Here is a 17238-nt window from a genome sequence, read left to right as displayed (position 1 = left end):
ATCACCCGATCGTACCCGCCCTTGACTTCTGACCTGTCCATGTCCGCCTCCTCACATCAACAAGACGCCGTTCAACAAGAGGCCGTCGTGGCGCTGGCCCGGCAGGCCTTTGACATCGAAGCGCGCGCGCTGCTGGACTTGCGCGAGCGTCTGCAAGGCCCGGCCGGCCAGGCTTTCACGCAGGCGGTGGACACCATGCTCGCCTGCCAGGGCCGCGTGGTCGTGATGGGCATGGGCAAGAGTGGCCATGTGGGCCGCAAGATCACGGCCACGCTGGCTTCCACCGGCACACCGGCCATGTTCGTGCACCCGGCCGAAGCCCACCACGGCGATCTGGGCATGGTCCAGCCCGGTGATGTGGTGCTGGCCATCTCCAACTCGGGCGAAAGCGAAGAGCTCACGGCCTTGCTGCCCGTCATCAAACGCCTGGGCGTGCGCCTGCTGGCCATGACGGGCCGCCCGGGCTCCTCGCTGGCACGCCATGCCGACATCGTGCTGGACTGCGCTGTGGCCCAAGAGGCCTGCCCGCTCAACCTCGCGCCCACCGCCTCCACCACCGCGCAGATGGCCCTGGGCGACGCCCTGGCTGTGGTGCTGCTGGAGCTGCGTGGCTTCAAGGCCGAGGACTTTGCCCGCTCCCACCCCGGCGGTGCGCTGGGCCGCAAGCTGCTGACCCATCTGCGCGACGTGATGCGCTCGGGCGATGCCGTGCCGCGCGTGCCACCCGATGCGCCGTTTGGCGAGGTCATGCGCGAGATGAGCGCCAAGGGCCTGGGCTCGACAGCGGTGGTCGACGCGGCGGGCCGCATCCTGGGCGTGTTCACCGACGGTGACCTGCGCCGCAAGATCGAAGCGGGCATCGACCTGCGCACCACCAATGCCGCACAGATGATGACGCCCAATCCGCGTACCATTCGCGATGACGTGCTGGCCGCGCAAGCCGTGTCCCTGATGGAAGCCCACCGCATCACGACCCTGCTGGTGGTCGATGCCCAAGGGGTGCTGGTTGGTGCCGTCAACACGAACGACCTGATGCGGGCAAAGGTGATCTGATGCGAAACCTGGTCTCGACCCTGACTTTCTCGGCCGCCCTGCGCCACCATGCGACGGGCGTGCGCGCCGCTATCTTCGATGTGGACGGCGTGCTGACCGATGGCACGCTCTACATCAGCGAGGCGGGCGAAACGCTCAAGGCCTTCCACGCGCTGGATGGCCATGGCCTGAAGCTGCTGGCGCAAGGCGGCATCACCCCCATCGTCATCACCGGGCGCGATTCACCGGCGGTGCGCCGGCGCCTGAAAGACCTGGGTGTGACGAATGCCGTGTTCGGCGCGCATGACAAGCTGGCCGCGGCCGAGCCGCTGCGCGAGGCCATGGGCCTGCGTTGGGACCAGCTGGCCGTGATGGGCGATGACTGGCCCGATCTGCCCCTGATGGTGCGCGCCGGGCTGGCGGTGGCGCCGGCCAATGCCCATGCCGAGGTCAAGTCCATTGCCCACCACGTGAGCGCCTTGCGCGGTGGCGAGGGCGCGGCCCGTGAATGCTGTGACCTGCTTTTGTGGGCCACCGGCAAATACGATGGCCTGCTGCATGGCCACTTGCAGACGCTGGACACCACCGCAGCGGGAGCGCGCGCATGAGCCAGCGTTGGTGGTTGCTGCTGGAGCGGGCCCAGGCCAGCTTGCCCTTGCTGGCCGCTGCAGGCCTGGCAGGCTTCACCTGGTGGCTGGTGCAATCGTCGCCCAAAGAAGGCGGTGCGGCGCGCCCCGCGCTGGCCGCGTCCGTGCCCGACTTCGAGTTGAACAAAGCCCGCGTGGCCCGCTTTGATGCACAAGGCCGCATCGAGGCCGTGCTCGATGGCCAGACCATGCGGCACTTCCCCGATGCCGATCGCCTGCAGATCGACCAGCTGACCCTGTCGGCCCGCGATGAAAAAGGGCAAGGGCTGCGTGCGGTATCGCAGCGCGGCGACGCCGATCGCAAGGCCGAGGTGGTGACGCTCAGCGGTGGCGCCAAGGTCACGGCCTTGCCCGCCACCGATCCCGGCACCGGCTTGCGCGCCGCGCCCGCTCACTTCACGGGTGAGGGCCTGCGCATCGACACGCGCACCCGCGTGGTCACGGCCGATCAGCCCGTCTTGCTGCAACAACAAGGCAGTGAAGTGCGCGCCCAGACCATGCGCTACGACGATCGCACCGGCATCACCGACCTCGGTGGCCGTGTGCACGGGCAGTACGAGGTGCCCTCACGATGATGGAGCCCGGCACCAGGCTGGTGTTCATCACGGGGGCCTCCAGTGGCATTGGCCAGGCACTGGCCGCGCGTTATGTCTCGGCCGGCTGGCGTGTGGCACTGGTGGCCCGGCGCGTGACCGACATGCGGCAGTGGGCCATGGCACAGGGCTGGCCCGCCGAGCAGTGGGCGGTTTACGAGGCGGATGTGCGCCATGAGGCCGCCGTTGCTGCCGCCGCGCAAGCCTGCCTGCAATCGCAAGGCCTGCCCGACGTGGTGGTCGCCAATGCCGGCATCAGCGTGGGCGTTGACCTGAGCCTGGCCGAAGACCTGCCCGTGCTGCGCGACCTGATGGACACCAACGTCATCGGCCTGGCCGCCACCTTCCAGCCTTTCATCGAGCCGATGAAGCGGCGTGGGCACGGCATCCTGGTGGGCATGGCCAGTGTGGCGGCCATCCGGGGCATGCCCGGGCACGCCGGCTATTGCGCCGCCAAGGCCGCCGTCGTGCAGATGTGCGAGACCTTGCGGGGCGAGTTGCGCGGCCATGGCATCCGGGTCGTGACCCTGGTGCCGGGCTACATCGACACGCCCATGACGCGGCCCAATACCTACCCCATGCCCTTCCTGATGAAGGCCGAAGACTTTGCCGATGAGGCTTTCAGGGCCATCGAGCGTGGCGTGCGCTGGCGGGTCATCCCCTGGCCCATGGCGGTGGTGACCACCATCCTGCGCTGGCTGCCACGCTGGTTCTTCGACGCCGTGGCCGGCTCACAGCAGCACCGCAAAAAGCAACGCCGCACATGAGTGCGGCGCGGTGCTTGAGCCAGCTGGCTCAGGCGTGAAGGTCAGTGGCCTTTGCCATGACCGTGGCCGTGACCATTGCCATGACCGCGGCCACGGTCGTCGTCACGGTCATCACCCCGACGGTCGCGGCGATCGTCATCACGGCGGTCCCAGTCTCGGCGGTCATCACGGTCACCGCCGCGGCTCCAGCCATCACGGCGATCGTCGTCGCGCACGAAATAAACCGGTTGCCCGCATGCGCGGTACTGCGCGCAATAGCGTGCCCAGTTCTTGGAGTGGCCGGGGGGCACACGCATGTAGATAGGGCGCTGGTGAACGGCCACCGGAACCTGCTGGATGATGACCGGCTGGGGGTAGATCAGCGTGGGTTGCTGGTCGCCGATGTCGACACGGCCATAAAAACCGGGTTGGGCCACGCTGACGCTGACGCCGACATTGGTGGAGCCTGCCCAGGCACCCTGGCTGGTCAGGGCCGCCAGTCCGAGGGCGGAAAGGCCGAGACGAAGGGCGCGGCGAAGAGAGAAATGATGCGATGACATGTTCAGGTCCTGCAAAGGGTGAGCTGGAAAACGCTCACGCGTCTTTACATTGTGCCCGCACCAGGGTGGTCAGGCGTGTCCACTTGTGTCCGTGGTTCGGCCATGAAAAAAGGCGACGCCGTGTAGCATCGCCTTCCTTGGTACTTCGGAATTTGTCAGGCCCGAGGGGTTCAGGCCTGTTGCTGTCCGATTAGTAGCCGCCGCCGTAGCCGCCGCCGTCGCCGCCACGGCCACCGCCGTAGCCGCCACCGCCTTCACGACGGCCACCGCCGCCGTAGCCACCGCCGCCGCCTTCACGACGACCGCCGCCGCCGCCACCACCGTAGCCACCGCCGCCGCCTTCGCGACGACCGCCGCCGAAGCCGCCGCCGCCATTGCCACCACCGCTGTTACCGCCGCCGTAAGGGCTGCGGAAACCAGCGGGACGCTCTTCACGGGGGCGAGCCTCGTTCACGACCACGGCGCGACCAGCCACAGGCTGACCATTCAGGCCGTTGATCGCAGCTTGCGCTTCTGCGTCGTTGCTCATTTCAACAAAACCGAAGCCCTTGGAGCGGCCGGTTTCGCGGTCCATCATGACCTTGGCGGAGCTCACGGCTCCATATTGCGAGAAAGCATCCTGCAGATCCTGATCGCGCACACTGTAGGCGAGATTGCCCACGTAAAGTTTGTTGCCCACGAGAGAGCCCCTTTCAAAGTAACCATGTGGAGCTTCAACCCATCAGGACCCATTCCAACGACGGTGCCGCTTCCAGACACAGACGAGAACATTATGGGTGAAGCAGCCACATTCATCCAGCGTTTTCAACCCTTATTTAAGCGCTGCTGTCAACCATCCGCATGCGGTGTTGCACGCTTTCCTCAAATTTACCTAGGGGCTAGCCCCTATGATCAGCGGACATTCAGCGCAAGATGGCACGCCGTGCCCATGGACTTTCAAGATGCCCGACCAGCCGAATTTTCTGACTTCCGATGCCGTGGAACCCAGCGAAAGTCGGGCTTTTCCTGGCGCGGGCGCGCGTTTTGACTGGTGGCAGGCCCTGGTTCGGGTGCTGTCGAGCATCGAGGCCGTGCGCGATGGCCGGGCCATGTATGTGCTGCTGGCGGCGTTTTCCGGGGCCGGCCTGACGCTGGCCATGGCCCAGTCCTCTTTTGGCCGCGGCCAGATGAACTGGGCGATCGGGCAGGGCGCGGCGGCCTTGTTCATCGCGTTTTATGGCTCCAGCGCGGCGGGCCTGCTGCTGATGGACCGCGCCATGGGCCGCCCCAGCCGCGATGTGGTGCAGGCCGTGGAAGACGCGCTGGGCATCGGGCACCGCGTGCTGGCCATCCTGCTGGTGATGGGCTTGAGCGCGACCGCGCTGGCCGGCGGGCTGTTGGGCCTGTACTGGTTGAGCGGCCTGCCCAAGATCGGTCCCTGGTTGTTCGTGCTGGTGGTGCCGCTCACGGTGCTGGTGATCGGGCTGGCGCTGATGGCCGGCGTGGCCGTGGTGGCGCCCTTGACCGGGCCCATCGTCTGGGCGGGGGCCACCTCCTGGGAGGGCGTGCGCCTGGTGTTTCGGCTGATTCGTGAGCGCCTGCTGCAGGCCGGCGTGCTGATCGGCGGCCTGAGCCTGGCCACCGGCCTGGTCGGTGCGGCCTCCAGCGTGTTCGTGATGGTGGGTGGGCGCGTGATGGCCGAGGCCTCGGTGTTCGTGCTGGGTGTGCAGGTCAACCCGGAGGTACTCATGGCCGGCCTGTTCGGCTACGGCCTGCACAGCATCAACGCGGCGGGCATCCCGAAAGAAGCCTACCCCTATATCTCGGCGGCCACGGTTGGCGGCGGGGTGGTGTTCGCCCTGGCGCTGGTGATGCCCACCCTGGTCTACCTGCGCGGGGTGTGCGAGGTCTACCTGGCCCTCATGGCCGCCGACAAGCTGGACGAAGTCTGATCCGGGGCTCGGGTTCAGTCGGGCCGGCTTGATTAAAAGTGCGACAGGTAACCGCCGTCCACGGCCAGGGTCTGGCCGGTCACGTAGCTGGCGGCCGCGCTGGCCAGGAACACCACGGCCCCGGCGATCTCCGGTGGCTGCCCCCAGCGGCCCAGTGAGGTGCGGTGCGACAACCAGTCGGCCACCTCGGGGTTGTGCACCATGGCGTCATTGGCCTCGGTGGCGAAATAACCTGGTGCCACGGCGTTGACCGTGATGCCGCGCGGGCCCAGCTCGGCCGCCAGTGCGCGGGTCGCGGCATCCAGCCCGCCCTTGGCCACGGTATAGGCGACATCCCCTGCGCGTGAAATGGGCCCCGCGATCGAGGTGATGTTGATGATGCGTGCCCGCCCGGCGGTCGTGGCACCGGTTTCCAGCATCAGTTGCGCGGCCTCGCGTGCCAGCGCCAGGGGGGCGACCAGGTTGACATCCAGCAACTGGCGGATTTCGTCGAGCGGGAAGTCGTCCAGGGCGCGGCGCTTGCGCTGGCCCACGTTGTTGACCAGGATGTCGAGTTGGCCGGATTGGGCCTGCAGCCTGGCCAGGGCCGCCTGCCGGGCGGTGTCGTCGGCGATGTCGAAGGGCAGGGCGTGGACTTGCAGTGTCGAGGCTGCAGGCCGATGTGCCTGACTGTGTGCGTGGATGCGCGCCACCGCTTCAGCCAGCGCCGCGGCATCACGCCCGTTGAGCCAGACCTGGGCGCCTGCTTGCGCCAGGGCTTGGGCGATTTCAAAACCCAGGCCACGTGCGGCGCCGGTCACCAGGGCCACGCGGCCATCGAGCTGGAAGGGGTGCATGCTCATGTCATCATTGTGCCCCTCATGAGCCGACGCACCCCCGCTCCCCTCCTTGATGCCTGCCCCTGCGGGCGGCCCGCCACGTATGCCGATTGCTGTGGCCGCTACCACGCCGGGCCGCTGGCCTTGATGGCGCCCGATCCCGAATCGCTCATGCGCTCGCGCTACAGCGCCTTCGTCAAGGATGAGCGTGATTACCTGCTGGCAACCTGGCACCCCTCAGCGCGCCCGGCCGTGATCGAGCCGCCCGAGCCAGGGCTGCAGTGGCTCGGGCTGGACGTCAAGCGCGCCGAGATGCGGGGGCCTGACCGCGGGCTGGTCGAGTTCGTGGCGCGCAGCAAGCTGGGTGGGCGTGCGCACCGCCTGCATGAAATCAGCGCGTTCGTGCGCGAGGGCGGGCGCTGGTTTTACCTGAGGGCGCAGATTTGACCTGACGCAAGCGCGCCGCAGACGGTGGCGTGCCACGCCCCCTCAGGCGAGGGGTTTAACGGCCGGCGAAAGGGCTTCCCCGGGCGACAAGTTCGGGTTAAGCCTCTATGGTTGAGCCCATTGTCAATGCATGTAACGAAGTACATCATGTCGTTCAATCTCGCACAGTTCAACCCCGTCCAGATCATGATGGGGCTCATGGGGGTCTCGGCCGTCGTCATCACCTTCATCGAAGGTGTGATGATCAGCAAGCGCACCGACCGCGAGCCCTACGACTGGCGTGCGTTCTGGACCACCGTGCGCATCAACCTGTTGCGGCTGCTGGTCGAGGCCATCCCCATGGGGGCGGTGATGGGCGTGGCCCTGCCGTTTGGCCAGTGGATGTACGAGCACCGTTTCTGGACGGTGCCCATGGACACCTGGTGGGGCTGGGTGGCGATGTTCTTCTGCACCGAGTTCTTCTATTACTGGCTGCACCGCGCAGGGCACCGCATCCGCTGGTACTGGGCTTCGCACGCCATCCACCACACAGGCAACCAGTACAACCTGGCGGCGGCCTTCCGCCAGTCCATCACGGGCAAGATTTCGGGCGGCTTCGTGTTCTTCGCGCCGCAGTGCCTGTTCGGCTTCTCGCCTGACGCGGTGCTGCTGTCTTACGGCGTGAACCTGGTCTACCAGTTCTGGATCCACACCGACCTGATCAGCAAGATCCCGATGATGGAGGGCATCTTCAACACGCCATCGGCCCACCGCGTGCACCACGCCGCCAATGTCGAGTACCTCGATTGCAATTACGGCGGCACCATCTTGCTGTTCGACCGCCTGTTTGGCACCTATGTGCCCGAGAAGGACGGCGTGCCGATCCGTTATGGCCTGGTCAAGACCATGACCAGCTACAGCGCGCTCAAGACCTGCCTGTTCGAGTGGGGCAACATCTTCAAGGATGTGGGCCGTGCCTTGAAGGGCGGCCACCCGCTGGACGCGCTGGGCTATATGTTCGGCCCACCGGGCTGGGCCCCCAACGGCCAGGGCCTGACGACCGACCAGCTGCGCGCCCAGATGACGCGCCTGACGGGCTCGGCCACGGGCGCGCCGCCTGTCGAGTTGCTGGACAACTGGGCCGGCGTGCCGCCCGACGAGCAAGCGCTCAACGGGTCGCCTGCTCCAGTGCGCTGAGCCAGCGCATCGCGTGTTCGCGGCTCTCGCCGCACATCTCTTCGCTGGGCTGGAGCGAACCGCAGACCGCGGGGCGCTCAGGCCGGCCAAACAATCGGCAGCGCAGGGCCTCGTCCAGATGCGGACAAGGCATGCCTGCCGGTTTGCCATGGGGCAGGCCAGGCAGGGGGGAGGAGATGGAGGGGGCGGTACAACAAGCCGCGCAGCCGGGTCTGCAATTCATGGGGCGCCTACTGGGAGGGGCCTGATTGTCGCGCGCTATCTCAGCTTGGATGGGGCGCGCGTGTTGTTGGATGCAGACCGTGGCGCTGTCGTCCGGGGAAGAAGAAACCCTGTTTTATTTTTGGTGACGACAGCGAATAAGCCGACTCTAGACAAACGCCGGCCCGGGCGCCATCCCTAACTTTTAAATGGCAGCGAGGTGCTGGCCTGTTCCGTGAGGGATGCACGTCGGGGCGATGGCATCAACTGGGGTGCTGGTTCTTTCGCTGTCGACACAAGGTGGTGATCAGAGCAGCCAGCCCAAGGCTTGTAAGCGCAAAGGTCGATGGTTCAGGGACAGCGGTGAGGGTGCCCACCACGATGCCAGGCTCGTTAAAGGCCACAGCGCTATTCACGATACTGACTTGGTTATCACCGTCGATCACCATATGGGCCCAGCCATACCGTAGCGCAGTAGCTTGTCCGTTGGCGGCCTCTTGCGGCAGGAGTTGGGAGGTGTGGATCACTCCGGCAACGTAGAAATCTTTGCTCAAATTGGGGTTGTCGAAGAAGCTAGGCAATGCACCCGGAGCGTCCACCGTCTGGCTGGAGAAATAGTCCCCAGGCTGTGCTACGGCAAGTTGCGTTGTGGCGTTTGCCGAACTCCACCCCAGATCGGTGAATTTGCCATCTGCATAGGTGATGACTTCGAAGTCAGGTTGCGTGCCAAAGCTCAGCACATAGCCATCTAGGGCTGTCTGCCCGTCGAAAATGACTGCTGCAGATAACATCATGGAGCCTGACTCCACGTACGCGTGAGAGGCCGTAGAAGCCATCAGGCAAAGTGCGGCTGTCGCCAAGTATCGCTTTACACGTGTCAAAGCCATATGTTGTCATCCCTGTGATGCGTTGAGTTGGTTTTGTCGCTGCACGTTATTAAGCCATGGTTTAAATGCGGTGCGGCTTCAGTGTGATTCCCCCGGGCACGCACAATCTCATTAAAATGGAAAGTTGCTCAAAAATGCGGCAATCTGGTAGCGTTAACTCGCCTCTTGCCGTGTAGTCTTTCTGGCCTTTGAGGCGCGCTGCTCCCATGCTTTATCCCCAAGAATTTGACGTGATCGTGGTCGGCGGTGGCCACGCAGGAACCGAGGCCGCGCTGGCTGCGGCCCGCATGGGCTGCGCCACCTTGCTGCTGACCCACAACATCGAGACCCTGGGGCAGATGAGTTGCAACCCGTCTATCGGGGGCATTGGCAAGGGCCACCTGGTCAAGGAGGTGGATGCGCTGGGTGGGGCCATGGGCGCCGCCACCGACGAAGGCGGCATCCAGTTCCGCATCCTCAATTCGAGCAAGGGTCCGGCCGTGCGGGCCACCCGCGCCCAGGCCGACCGCATCCTGTACAAGGCCGCCATCCGCCAGCGCCTGGAGAACCAGCCCAATCTGTGGCTGTTCCAACAGGCGGTGGACGACCTGATGGTGGAGGGCGACCGGGTGGTGGGCGCCGTCACGCAGGTGGGCATCCGCTTCCGCGCGCGCACCGTGGTGCTGACGGCCGGCACCTTCCTGGACGGCAAGATCCACGTGGGGCTGAACAACTACAGCGCCGGCCGGGCAGGGGACCCGCCCGCCGTGTCGCTGTCGGCTCGATTGAAAGAGTTGAAGCTGCCGCAGGGCCGCCTCAAGACCGGCACCCCGCCGCGCATCGACGGCCGCAGCATCGACTTCAGCAAGCTGACCGAGCAACCCGGTGATGGCGTGGGGCTGGTGGGCTCCTGGGGGGAATCGGCCCCGACCGGGCCGAAGGTGCCGGTGTTCAGCTTCCTGGGCACACCTGACCAGCACCCTCGCCAGCTGCCTTGCTGGATCACCCACACCAACCAGCAGACGCACGACATCATCCGCTCCGGCTTTGACCGCAGCCCGATGTTCACCGGTGTGATCGAAGGGGTGGGGCCGCGGTATTGCCCGAGCATCGAAGACAAGATCAACCGTTTTGCCGACAAGGACTCGCACCAGATCTTCCTGGAGCCCGAAGGCCTGACGACCAACGAGTTCTACCCCAACGGCATCAGCACCTCGCTGCCCTTCGATATCCAGCTCAATGCGCTGCGCACCATGCCGGGCCTGGAGAACGCCTACATCCTGCGCCCGGGTTATGCGATCGAGTACGACTACTTCGATCCGCGCGAGTTGAAGTCCACCTTCGAGACCAAGGCGATCCAGGGGCTGTTCTTCGCCGGGCAGATCAATGGCACCACCGGTTATGAAGAGGCTGCGGCCCAGGGCTTGTTCGCTGGCTTGAACGCCGCGTTGCAGGCGCAGGGGCGCGAGGCCTGGATGCCGCGCCGGGACCAGGCTTACCTGGGCGTGTTGGTGGACGACCTGATCACCAAGGGCGTGACCGAGCCTTACCGCATGTTCACCAGCCGCGCCGAGTTCCGCCTGCAGCTGCGCGAGGACAACGCCGACATGCGCCTGACCGAAATCGGCCGTGAGCTGGGCTTGGTGGACGATGTGCGCTGGGCGGCTTTCAACCGCAAGCGCGACGCTGTTTCACGTGAAACAGAGCGGCTGCGGACGACCTGGGTGCGCCCGGCCACGCTGCCTGCTGCCGATGCGGAGCGTCTGCTGGGCAAGGCCCTGGAGCGGGAGTACAACCTGGCAGACCTGTTGCGTCGCCCCGGGGTGGACTACGACAAGGTGTGCGAGGCTGGTGCGATTGCCGCTGGTCGGCATGCGGCCATCCGGGCCGAGGCGGGCAAGACGGCGTCAACAGAAGGCGCGGTTTCACGTGAAACAGATGGCGCCGTTGACCGTGCGGGCATGCATGTCGAACTGGGTGAGGCCCTGGCCGAGTCGGTGATCGAGCAGGTCGAGATCAGCATCAAGTACGCCGGCTACATCGACAAGCAGAATGACGAGGTCGAGCGGGCCGCTTATTACGAGGGCCTGAAGCTGCCCGGGGATCTGGACTACATGCAGGTCTCGGCGCTGAGCATCGAGGCCCGCCAGAAGCTGAGCAAGCACCGGCCCGAGACCCTGGGGCAGGCTTCCCGCATTTCGGGCATCACGCCGGCGGCGATTTCGCTCTTGCTGATCCACCTGAAAAAGGGGCGCTTCAAGGGCTTCGCGGCCAACGACAATGCAGGGGCGGGGACCGAGGCGGCCTGATCGCCTATGGGTTTGATCTGGGCTTGATCCGGCCGAGCTCGGCTGAACACCGCAAGGGTTTTTGAGTCAGTGGCTGTACGCCGATGGTGTGCGGCCACTGCTGTTTTTCTGGAGTGGGGATGGCATCTCATCACAAGCGGGGCCCGCAGCGCGGGGCTTATTCGTCTGGCCTGCACCTCTTGCACGGGGCGGGGGCGGCCAAGCCCGCGAGCAAACCGGTGCACAAGCCTGCACCCCGGCCAGCCGTTGAGGTCTGGTCGCAGGCGCAGTGGGAGGCGGCCCTGCCGCCGGTGTTGGCGCAACTGACCTTGCCCGTGGCGGGCGTGGGTGCCGAGCAGGTGCAAAAACTGGCCGCCTACATGGTGATGCTGGCGCACTGGAACAGCACCTTCAACCTCACGGCCCTGCGTGATCCGCAGGACATGCTCACGCATCACCTGACGGATTGCCTGGCGGTGCTGGCGCCTTTGGCCCGCCATCTGGACACGGTGCGAGCGGGCAGGGCGGCCGATGCGGGCCCGATCAAGCTGCTGGATGTGGGCAGCGGCGGCGGCCTGCCCGGTGTGGTGCTGGCGATCTGCTGCCCGGATGTCCAGGTCAGTTGTGTCGACACGGTGGGCAAGAAGGCGGCTTTCATCCGCCAGGTGGCCGCCGAGTTGCGCTTGCCCAATCTGCGTGGCGAGCACGCGCGGGTCGAGCAACTCAAGGGGCGCTACGACCTGATCACCTCGCGGGCGTTTGCCTCGTTGGTGGATTTCGTGTCCCTGACGCGGGCCATCCTGGCGGAGGGGGCGGAGTGGATGGCCATGAAGGGCAAGCATCCGGATGAAGAACTGGCGCAGTTGCCCGCTGACATCGATGTGTTTCACGTGGAACAACTGCAGGTGCCAGGGCTGGATGCCGACCGCTGCCTGGTCTGGATGCGGCCTCAAGGTGGTGTTCCGGGCTGAGGTTTGGGCTGAATTCTGGGCCGAGTTGGGGCTGCGTCGGGGCGGCGATTGGTTGAATCCAAGCCACAGCGCACCCAACTTTCTTGATGCGCCTCGTGCATCTCCCGTCAACCGCATGAGATGCTCAAGTATTGAACATCCATTCCACATGGCCTTTGCAGGAGACAGACAGATGAGCGTTCGAGTTTGGAAGAGGATCGCGCTGACCGCCGCCTTGTTGGTTTGGGGCGCAGCGAGCCAGGCTCAGACGACCAGTGGGGTGACGGGTGGTGCGACACGTGATGCCTCTGGCGGGCCGGGCGCGTTGCCTCAGACCTTGCCTCAAGTGCGGCCCGCACCGGTGACGGGCCGCGTGGCCACCGACCCCGCGGCCGTGGCCTTGCGCCCCGCCGGGCAACAGCCACTGACCTCGACCGCCAGGCAAGTGCCCCCGCCGGTCAACCCCAACGAGCCCTTGTTGACGCCGGAGTCCGAGCAGGTGAAGGCGCCTGCAGCCTCTGGTCGTGCCACGCGTCAGGCCCAGCGCGCCGAGCATGCCCAACCAAGTCAGGACGCCACCGCACCCGTGGCCACACCGCCCCGGCAGCATGTGGACCGCACCCGTGGCGTGAAGAAAACGAACGAGACCCAGCCCCGGCCGCATGAGCGCAAGACCAAGGGCAAGCCGCACCATGCGGGCCAGAAGGCCTCGTCGGTAGAGCCCAAGGATGCGCGCCATAAAGGCAGCAAAGGCGCGGGCACACGACACGGCGCACCACAAGGGCAAGCTGTCGGCCAGGTCGCAGGGCAGCACGTGGCACCCGATGCGGTGGCCACCAAGCATCGCTTGAAGAAGCCTGCCGCGTCCGGCAAGCAGGGCGCGTCGACCTCGGTGGGCACAGCGGGGCGCGTGGCCCGGCGCCACAAGCAGCCGATGACGACCCACGGCCTGCCCGCAGGCACACCGGCTGCAGGCACGCAGGCCGGTGCGCAGCCGCCCCATCAGGCCCGCAAACCCGCCCACCTGAAGCAGGCCACCGCGGCCAGCAAGACCCGCCATGCCCACACTGCAGCGGCCAAGGCCTCCGCACCTGTGGCCAAAAAGCCCGTGCGCCGCCAGCACCCCCATGCCTGATCCCGGATCACGGCTGAGATAATCAAGCCATGCCGCACATCTTCTGTATTGCTAACCAAAAGGGCGGGGTGGGCAAAACCACCACCACGGTCAACCTGGCTGCCGGTCTGGCCCAGATCGGGCAGCGCGTGCTGATCGTGGACCTGGACCCGCAAGGCAATGCCACCATGGGCTCGGGTGTGGACAAGCGCACCTTGCCGCACAGCGTGTACGAGGTGCTGCTGGAAGAAGTGTCGATTGCCGATGCGCGCGCGCGCAGCCCCAAGGGCGGCTATGACGTGCTGGGCGCCAACCGCGAGTTGGCGGGCGCCGAGATCGAGCTGGTGACGCTGGAGCGGCGTGACCGCCGGCTGAAGTCGGCCATCGAGGCGGCGGCCAACGATTACGACTTTGTGCTGATCGATTGCCCGCCCTCCCTGAGCCTGCTGACCTTGAACGGCCTGACCTGTGCCCATGGCGTGATCGTGCCCATGCAGTGCGAGTACTTCGCGCTGGAAGGCCTCACCGACCTGGTCAACACGGTCAAGCAGGTGCACGCCAACCTGAACCGCGAACTGCAGCTCATCGGCCTGTTGCGTGTGATGTTCGACCCGCGCATCACCCTGCAGCAGCAGGTGAGCGAACAGCTCAAGACCCACTTCGGCGACAAGGTGTTCGATGCGGTGATCCCGCGCAATGTGCGCCTGGCCGAGGCGCCCAGCTATGGCGTGCCCGGCGTGGTGTTCGACCCGGCCAGCAAGGGCGCGCAAGCCTTTGTCAGCTTTGCCCACGAACTGGTCAAACGCGTGGCGCCGAACATCAAGATCAGCAAGCCCAAGAAGGTGGCGTCGTCGGCCAGCGCGGGCACGGCAGACGCCTGACTTCAGCTTGAGCCAGGTAGAGCGGGCCCATCCATGGGCAGCGCCTCTTCCAGGCAACGCAGCAGCGCCATCACGTCCAGCGGTTTGGTCAGGTAGGCCTTGAAGCCATGCGCCTTGGCCGCGTGGATGCGGTCGGGCATGGCATCGGCTGAGAGCGCCACCCGCGGGATGTCACGTGTGGTGTCTTCGCTGTCCAGCGCGGCGGCCAGCTCCAGCCCGGTCATGTCGCCCAGGTGCATGTCGATCAGCATCAGGTCGGGGTGGTGGCGGCGTGCCACCTCCAGGGCCCGCTTGCCGTTCATGGCCACCAGCAGGCGCCAGTGCGGGCGCAGCTTGATGACCTGGTGCACCAGGGCCACGTTGACCTCGTTGTCCTCGGCGTACAGGATGGTGGCGGGGCGGGCGAACAGGTCGCCATCGGACAGCGGGATCTGGTCGGAGGGCTCGGGCTCGCTGTCGGCCGCCGGCAGGACAATGCGAAAGCAGCTGCCCGTGCCAGCCTGGCTCTCTACCTCGATACGCCCGCCCATCAGCGACACCAGCTTGTGCACGATGACCAGACCGATGCCGGTGCCCTCGATGCCGCTTTGCTCCACGCCCAGGCGGTTGAAAGGCTGGAAGAGCTGGGCCTGTTGTTCAGGGCTCATGCCGATGCCGCTGTCCTGCACCTCGATGAGCACCTCGTTGCCGGCCCGGCGGGCGCGCAATTGCACCGTGCCGCCTGCGCGGTTGTACTTGATGGCATTGCTCAGCAGGTTGACCAGCACCTGGCGCAAGCGCACCCGGTCCGCCTGCGCATAGACGTGGCTGCCCACGCCATGCGTGTCGATGCGGATCTGGCTGTGGCGGGCTTGCGCACCGACCATGCTGAGCGCGTCGTCGGCCACGAGATCGACGTCCTGGGCTTCGATGGACAGGGGCAGGTCACCGGCTTCGATGCGCGAGAGGTCCAGCACGTCACCCAGCATGGACAGCAGGTGCTGGCCGGCCTTTTCGATCAGGTTGACACGGCGGCGTTGCTCGTCGCCGAACACGCTGCTGCGGTCCATCTGCAGCAGCTGGGCAAAGCCGATGATGGCGTTGAGCGGGGTGCGCAGCTCGTGGCTCATGCGGGAGAGGAACTCGCTCTTGGCATGGTTGGCCCGCTCGGCGGTCTGGGCCGTGATCAGGGCTTCTGCATAGAGTTTCTGCTCGGTCACGTCCTGCGTATAGCCATACCAGGCTGTGCTGCCATCCGCCCCTTCGCGCGCAGCGAAGGCCTGGCCGGCCATCCAGCGCAGGCCCTTCTTGGGCAGGATGGTGCGGTACTCGAACTGCTGCAGCATCCCCTCCTCGTCCGCCACTTCGCGACTGAGTTGCAGGACCATCGGGAGGTCGTCGGGGTGGATGCGCTTGTAATGGGCGCTCCAGTCCAGGCCGGTGGCTTGGGGGTCCAGCTCATACAGCTCGGCCGCGCGCTCGCTGATGTAGTGCAGTTGCGCTTCGCCGCCGGGCGGCACCACCACCTTGTACAGCACACCCGGGATGTGCCGGCTCAGGCCCTGGAGCAAGCCCTCGCGGGCTTTCAGGCGTTTTTCGGTCTTGGCCAGCTGGGCGCGTGTCTGTGCCAACTCTTGCTGCAGTGCAGCAAGCGCATCGTCGCCATCGGGCGTCGGGGTAGGAGGCGTGGCGTCCATATCTGTGGGTTATCGACCGGCGGGCAAGGGCGTGTAGTGAGGGGGGGGGCCTGAGGATGCCCATTTCAGTGATCATTCAACAGCGACTCGCAGGCGGCTGTCAAAGTCTGGTTCAAGGCGCTGGGCAGGAAGTCACGATAACGGTGGGCCATGGCCTGTGCGGCGGCCCGGTAGCTGTCTGTGTGCAGCAAGGCGTGCAGGAGCTGCGCATAGGGCACGGGCTGGCCATGCGTGGCCGCGTTCAGCCCCGCGCCCAGTTGCACCACGCCCTGGGCATTGAGGAACTGCTCGGCCTGGGTGGGCAGCAAGAGCATGGGCACGCCCGCCAGCAGCGCCTGGGCCAGGGTGGCTTCGCCGGCATGGCTGATCAGCAGGCTGGCCTGGGGCAGGGCTTGCGCCAGGTCCACAGGGCGGCCGGCATAACGGATGCGCGGCGAGACCAGCGGGGCGGGGCGCCCGGCGGCCACTTCGGGCAGGTAACACAGGGTACGGCAGCCCGCTTGGTCCAGCGCCTGCAGCAGCGCCAGCAGGTCGCCATGGGTGCTGCGCACATAGGCAAACACGCAGGGGCCATCGCCCTCGGGCCATTGCGGTGCTTCGCCGCCTTCGTTCAGGAAGGTCGGGCCCAGCCCGGGGTCGACCTCGCCAGAGCCGGCGGGCAGGGCGTGGCGTTGGTCATGACGCTGATAGGGATCCAGCTCGGGCCAGCCGCACAGCAGGGGCTTGTCGCCACGGAAGATGGCGCTCAGGCGGGGCACGGCGGGCGCGCCATGGCGGGCCAGCACGGTGTTGACCGTGTTCGTGACGCGTTGCTCCCAGTAGTCGATGCGGCCGGGCTCGATGGGCTCCCAGGTGCGAAACGGGGGCAGGGGGCAGGCGTCAGGGGGCAGGTAGAAGCCACCCCCCACCGTGGCCACCGGGATGCCCTTGATGCGTGCGGCGATGGTGGCCGTGGGCGCGTAGTCGGCCACCAGCACGTCGGGGCGGATCAGGTCGAGCGCGGCCAGCCAGCCTTCCACCAGGCCATCGAGGTGATCGGCCTGCAGGTAGCCATTGCCCACCAGGATCTCGGTGAGGCTGATGGTGGGGTGGGGCCCGCCCACGGTCTGGTGCATCCAGAAGGGGGCTTGCAGCACACGCAGGCCCAGGTCACCCAGCACGCTGCGGGCATGCACGATCTCGCGCAGCATGAGGTCGACCTCGTGGCCACGCTGGCGCAGGCTTTGCGCCAGCGGCCTGAAGCGGCTTGCATGGCCCAGCCCGTCGCCAAATTCCCAGGCCAGTAAAAAGCGCGCCATGCCGATCGTCTCCA

18 protein-coding genes are annotated in these 17238 nt (G+C 66.3%); 11 read left to right on the top strand and 7 right to left on the bottom strand.

Annotated elements, in window-relative coordinates; translation table 11 throughout:
* Positions 1-39 precede the first annotated feature (39 nt).
* The 4 genes from HY019_RS01100 to HY019_RS01085 are packed head-to-tail and all read left to right on the top strand — an operon-like array spanning position 40 to position 3039.
* Entirely contained in the window at positions 40-1053 is a 1014-nt protein-coding gene (locus HY019_RS01100) for a KpsF/GutQ family sugar-phosphate isomerase (RefSeq protein WP_290687666.1), read from the top strand.
* Positions 1053-1640 carry an HAD hydrolase family protein gene (locus tag HY019_RS01095; RefSeq protein WP_290687664.1) on the top strand — a complete coding sequence of 196 codons (588 nt, stop codon included), beginning with the start codon at positions 1053-1055 and terminating at the stop codon, positions 1638-1640. Before HY019_RS01100 ends, HY019_RS01095 begins: the two co-directional genes overlap by 1 nt.
* A complete protein-coding gene (gene lptC / locus HY019_RS01090) occupies positions 1637-2254 on the top strand; it encodes an LPS export ABC transporter periplasmic protein LptC (RefSeq protein ID WP_290687663.1) in 618 nt (205 codons plus the stop codon). The genes HY019_RS01095 and lptC overlap by 4 nt, the downstream gene beginning before the upstream one ends.
* Positions 2251-3039 carry an SDR family oxidoreductase gene (locus HY019_RS01085; RefSeq protein WP_363302045.1) on the top strand — a complete coding sequence of 263 codons (789 nt, stop codon included), beginning with the start codon at positions 2251-2253 and terminating at the stop codon, positions 3037-3039. Before lptC ends, HY019_RS01085 begins: the two co-directional genes overlap by 4 nt.
* Positions 3040-3080: 41 nt before the next feature.
* On the opposite strand, the gene HY019_RS01080 is transcribed toward HY019_RS01085, so the two are convergent.
* Both HY019_RS01080 and HY019_RS01075 read right to left on the bottom strand, forming a co-directional pair.
* The gene (locus tag HY019_RS01080; RefSeq protein ID WP_290687661.1) at positions 3081-3578 is read right to left on the bottom strand and encodes a hypothetical protein; all 498 of its coding nucleotides are present in this window, start codon (positions 3576-3578) and stop codon (positions 3081-3083) included.
* 190 nt (positions 3579-3768) lie between these two features.
* A complete protein-coding gene (locus HY019_RS01075) occupies positions 3769-4257 on the bottom strand; it encodes an RNA-binding protein (protein ID WP_290687659.1) in 489 nt (162 codons plus the stop codon).
* 262 nt (positions 4258-4519) lie between these two features.
* Between HY019_RS01075 and HY019_RS01070 the strand changes: the two genes are divergently transcribed.
* Positions 4520-5509: a hypothetical protein gene (locus tag HY019_RS01070; protein WP_290687657.1), complete on the top strand. Its 990-nt coding sequence runs from the start codon at positions 4520-4522 to the stop codon at positions 5507-5509.
* A 32-nt stretch (positions 5510-5541) separates the two neighbouring features.
* On the opposite strand, the gene HY019_RS01065 is transcribed toward HY019_RS01070, so the two are convergent.
* A complete protein-coding gene (locus HY019_RS01065; protein WP_290687655.1) occupies positions 5542-6351 on the bottom strand; it encodes an SDR family oxidoreductase in 810 nt (269 codons plus the stop codon).
* Positions 6352-6369: 18 nt separating this feature from the next.
* Between HY019_RS01065 and HY019_RS01060 the strand changes: the two genes are divergently transcribed.
* Both HY019_RS01060 and HY019_RS01055 read left to right on the top strand, forming a co-directional pair.
* A complete protein-coding gene (locus HY019_RS01060) occupies positions 6370-6774 on the top strand; it encodes a YchJ family metal-binding protein (RefSeq protein ID WP_290687653.1) in 405 nt (134 codons plus the stop codon).
* Positions 6775-6921: 147 nt separating this feature from the next.
* Positions 6922-7950 (top strand): sterol desaturase family protein, encoded by a 1029-nt coding sequence (locus HY019_RS01055; RefSeq protein ID WP_290687651.1) that lies wholly within the window; start codon positions 6922-6924, stop codon positions 7948-7950.
* Here HY019_RS01055 and HY019_RS01050 read toward each other — a convergent pair.
* Positions 7922-8173, bottom strand: a complete 252-nt coding sequence (locus HY019_RS01050; RefSeq protein WP_290687649.1) for a YkgJ family cysteine cluster protein — start codon at positions 8171-8173, stop codon at positions 7922-7924. The two genes, HY019_RS01055 and HY019_RS01050, sit on opposite strands and share 29 nt — an antisense overlap.
* A gap of 241 nt (positions 8174-8414) precedes the next feature.
* A complete protein-coding gene (locus HY019_RS01045; RefSeq protein WP_290687647.1) occupies positions 8415-8945 on the bottom strand; it encodes a PEP-CTERM sorting domain-containing protein in 531 nt (176 codons plus the stop codon).
* A gap of 299 nt (positions 8946-9244) precedes the next feature.
* On the opposite strand from HY019_RS01045, the gene mnmG reads away from it, so the two are divergent.
* From mnmG to HY019_RS01025, 4 genes are all read left to right on the top strand, one after another.
* Entirely contained in the window at positions 9245-11326 is a 2082-nt protein-coding gene (gene mnmG, locus HY019_RS01040) for a tRNA uridine-5-carboxymethylaminomethyl(34) synthesis enzyme MnmG (RefSeq protein WP_290687646.1), read from the top strand.
* A gap of 119 nt (positions 11327-11445) precedes the next feature.
* A complete protein-coding gene (gene rsmG / locus HY019_RS01035) occupies positions 11446-12276 on the top strand; it encodes a 16S rRNA (guanine(527)-N(7))-methyltransferase RsmG (protein ID WP_290687644.1) in 831 nt (276 codons plus the stop codon).
* Between the two features lie 172 nt (positions 12277-12448).
* Positions 12449-13390 (top strand): hypothetical protein, encoded by a 942-nt coding sequence (locus HY019_RS01030; protein ID WP_290687642.1) that lies wholly within the window; start codon positions 12449-12451, stop codon positions 13388-13390.
* A gap of 29 nt (positions 13391-13419) precedes the next feature.
* On the top strand, positions 13420-14250 hold the full coding sequence (locus HY019_RS01025) for a ParA family protein (protein WP_290687641.1): 831 nt from the start codon (positions 13420-13422) through the stop codon (positions 14248-14250).
* A 2-nt stretch (positions 14251-14252) separates the two neighbouring features.
* Here HY019_RS01025 and HY019_RS01020 read toward each other — a convergent pair whose 3' ends face one another.
* Together HY019_RS01020 and HY019_RS01015 are read right to left on the bottom strand one after the other, a co-directional pair.
* Positions 14253-15926 (bottom strand): ATP-binding protein, encoded by a 1674-nt coding sequence (locus HY019_RS01020; protein WP_290687640.1) that lies wholly within the window; start codon positions 15924-15926, stop codon positions 14253-14255.
* A 65-nt stretch (positions 15927-15991) separates the two neighbouring features.
* Positions 15992-17224 carry a nucleotide disphospho-sugar-binding domain-containing protein gene (locus HY019_RS01015; protein ID WP_290687639.1) on the bottom strand — a complete coding sequence of 411 codons (1233 nt, stop codon included), beginning with the start codon at positions 17222-17224 and terminating at the stop codon, positions 15992-15994.
* Positions 17225-17238 lie beyond the last annotated feature (14 nt).

Origin of the sequence: Aquabacterium sp., from assembly GCF_016195855.1 — a bacterium.
Lineage (GTDB): Bacteria > Pseudomonadota > Gammaproteobacteria > Burkholderiales > Burkholderiaceae_C > Aquabacterium.
This window is presented reverse-complemented; position numbering and strand designations above follow the sequence as displayed.

Coding starts and splice junctions, on each gene's coding strand:
- rsmG (WP_290687644.1), top strand. CDS start 11,446: ATGGCATCTCATCACAAGCGGGGCCCGCAGCGCGGGGCTTATTCGTCT.
- lptC (WP_290687663.1), top strand. CDS start 1,637: ATGAGCCAGCGTTGGTGGTTGCTGCTGGAGCGGGCCCAGGCCAGCTTG.
- HY019_RS01030 (WP_290687642.1), top strand. CDS start 12,449: ATGAGCGTTCGAGTTTGGAAGAGGATCGCGCTGACCGCCGCCTTGTTG.
- HY019_RS01085 (WP_363302045.1), top strand. CDS start 2,251: ATGATGGAGCCCGGCACCAGGCTGGTGTTCATCACGGGGGCCTCCAGT.
- HY019_RS01020 (WP_290687640.1), bottom strand. CDS start 15,926: ATGGACGCCACGCCTCCTACCCCGACGCCCGATGGCGACGATGCGCTT.
- HY019_RS01080 (WP_290687661.1), bottom strand. CDS start 3,578: ATGTCATCGCATCATTTCTCTCTTCGCCGCGCCCTTCGTCTCGGCCTT.
- HY019_RS01100 (WP_290687666.1), top strand. CDS start 40: ATGTCCGCCTCCTCACATCAACAAGACGCCGTTCAACAAGAGGCCGTC.
- HY019_RS01050 (WP_290687649.1), bottom strand. CDS start 8,173: ATGAATTGCAGACCCGGCTGCGCGGCTTGTTGTACCGCCCCCTCCATC.
- HY019_RS01065 (WP_290687655.1), bottom strand. CDS start 6,351: ATGAGCATGCACCCCTTCCAGCTCGATGGCCGCGTGGCCCTGGTGACC.
- HY019_RS01060 (WP_290687653.1), top strand. CDS start 6,370: ATGAGCCGACGCACCCCCGCTCCCCTCCTTGATGCCTGCCCCTGCGGG.
- HY019_RS01055 (WP_290687651.1), top strand. CDS start 6,922: ATGTCGTTCAATCTCGCACAGTTCAACCCCGTCCAGATCATGATGGGG.
- HY019_RS01025 (WP_290687641.1), top strand. CDS start 13,420: ATGCCGCACATCTTCTGTATTGCTAACCAAAAGGGCGGGGTGGGCAAA.
- HY019_RS01095 (WP_290687664.1), top strand. CDS start 1,053: ATGCGAAACCTGGTCTCGACCCTGACTTTCTCGGCCGCCCTGCGCCAC.
- HY019_RS01045 (WP_290687647.1), bottom strand. CDS start 8,945: ATGATGTTATCTGCAGCAGTCATTTTCGACGGGCAGACAGCCCTAGAT.
- HY019_RS01070 (WP_290687657.1), top strand. CDS start 4,520: ATGCCCGACCAGCCGAATTTTCTGACTTCCGATGCCGTGGAACCCAGC.
- mnmG (WP_290687646.1), top strand. CDS start 9,245: ATGCTTTATCCCCAAGAATTTGACGTGATCGTGGTCGGCGGTGGCCAC.
- HY019_RS01015 (WP_290687639.1), bottom strand. CDS start 17,224: ATGGCGCGCTTTTTACTGGCCTGGGAATTTGGCGACGGGCTGGGCCAT.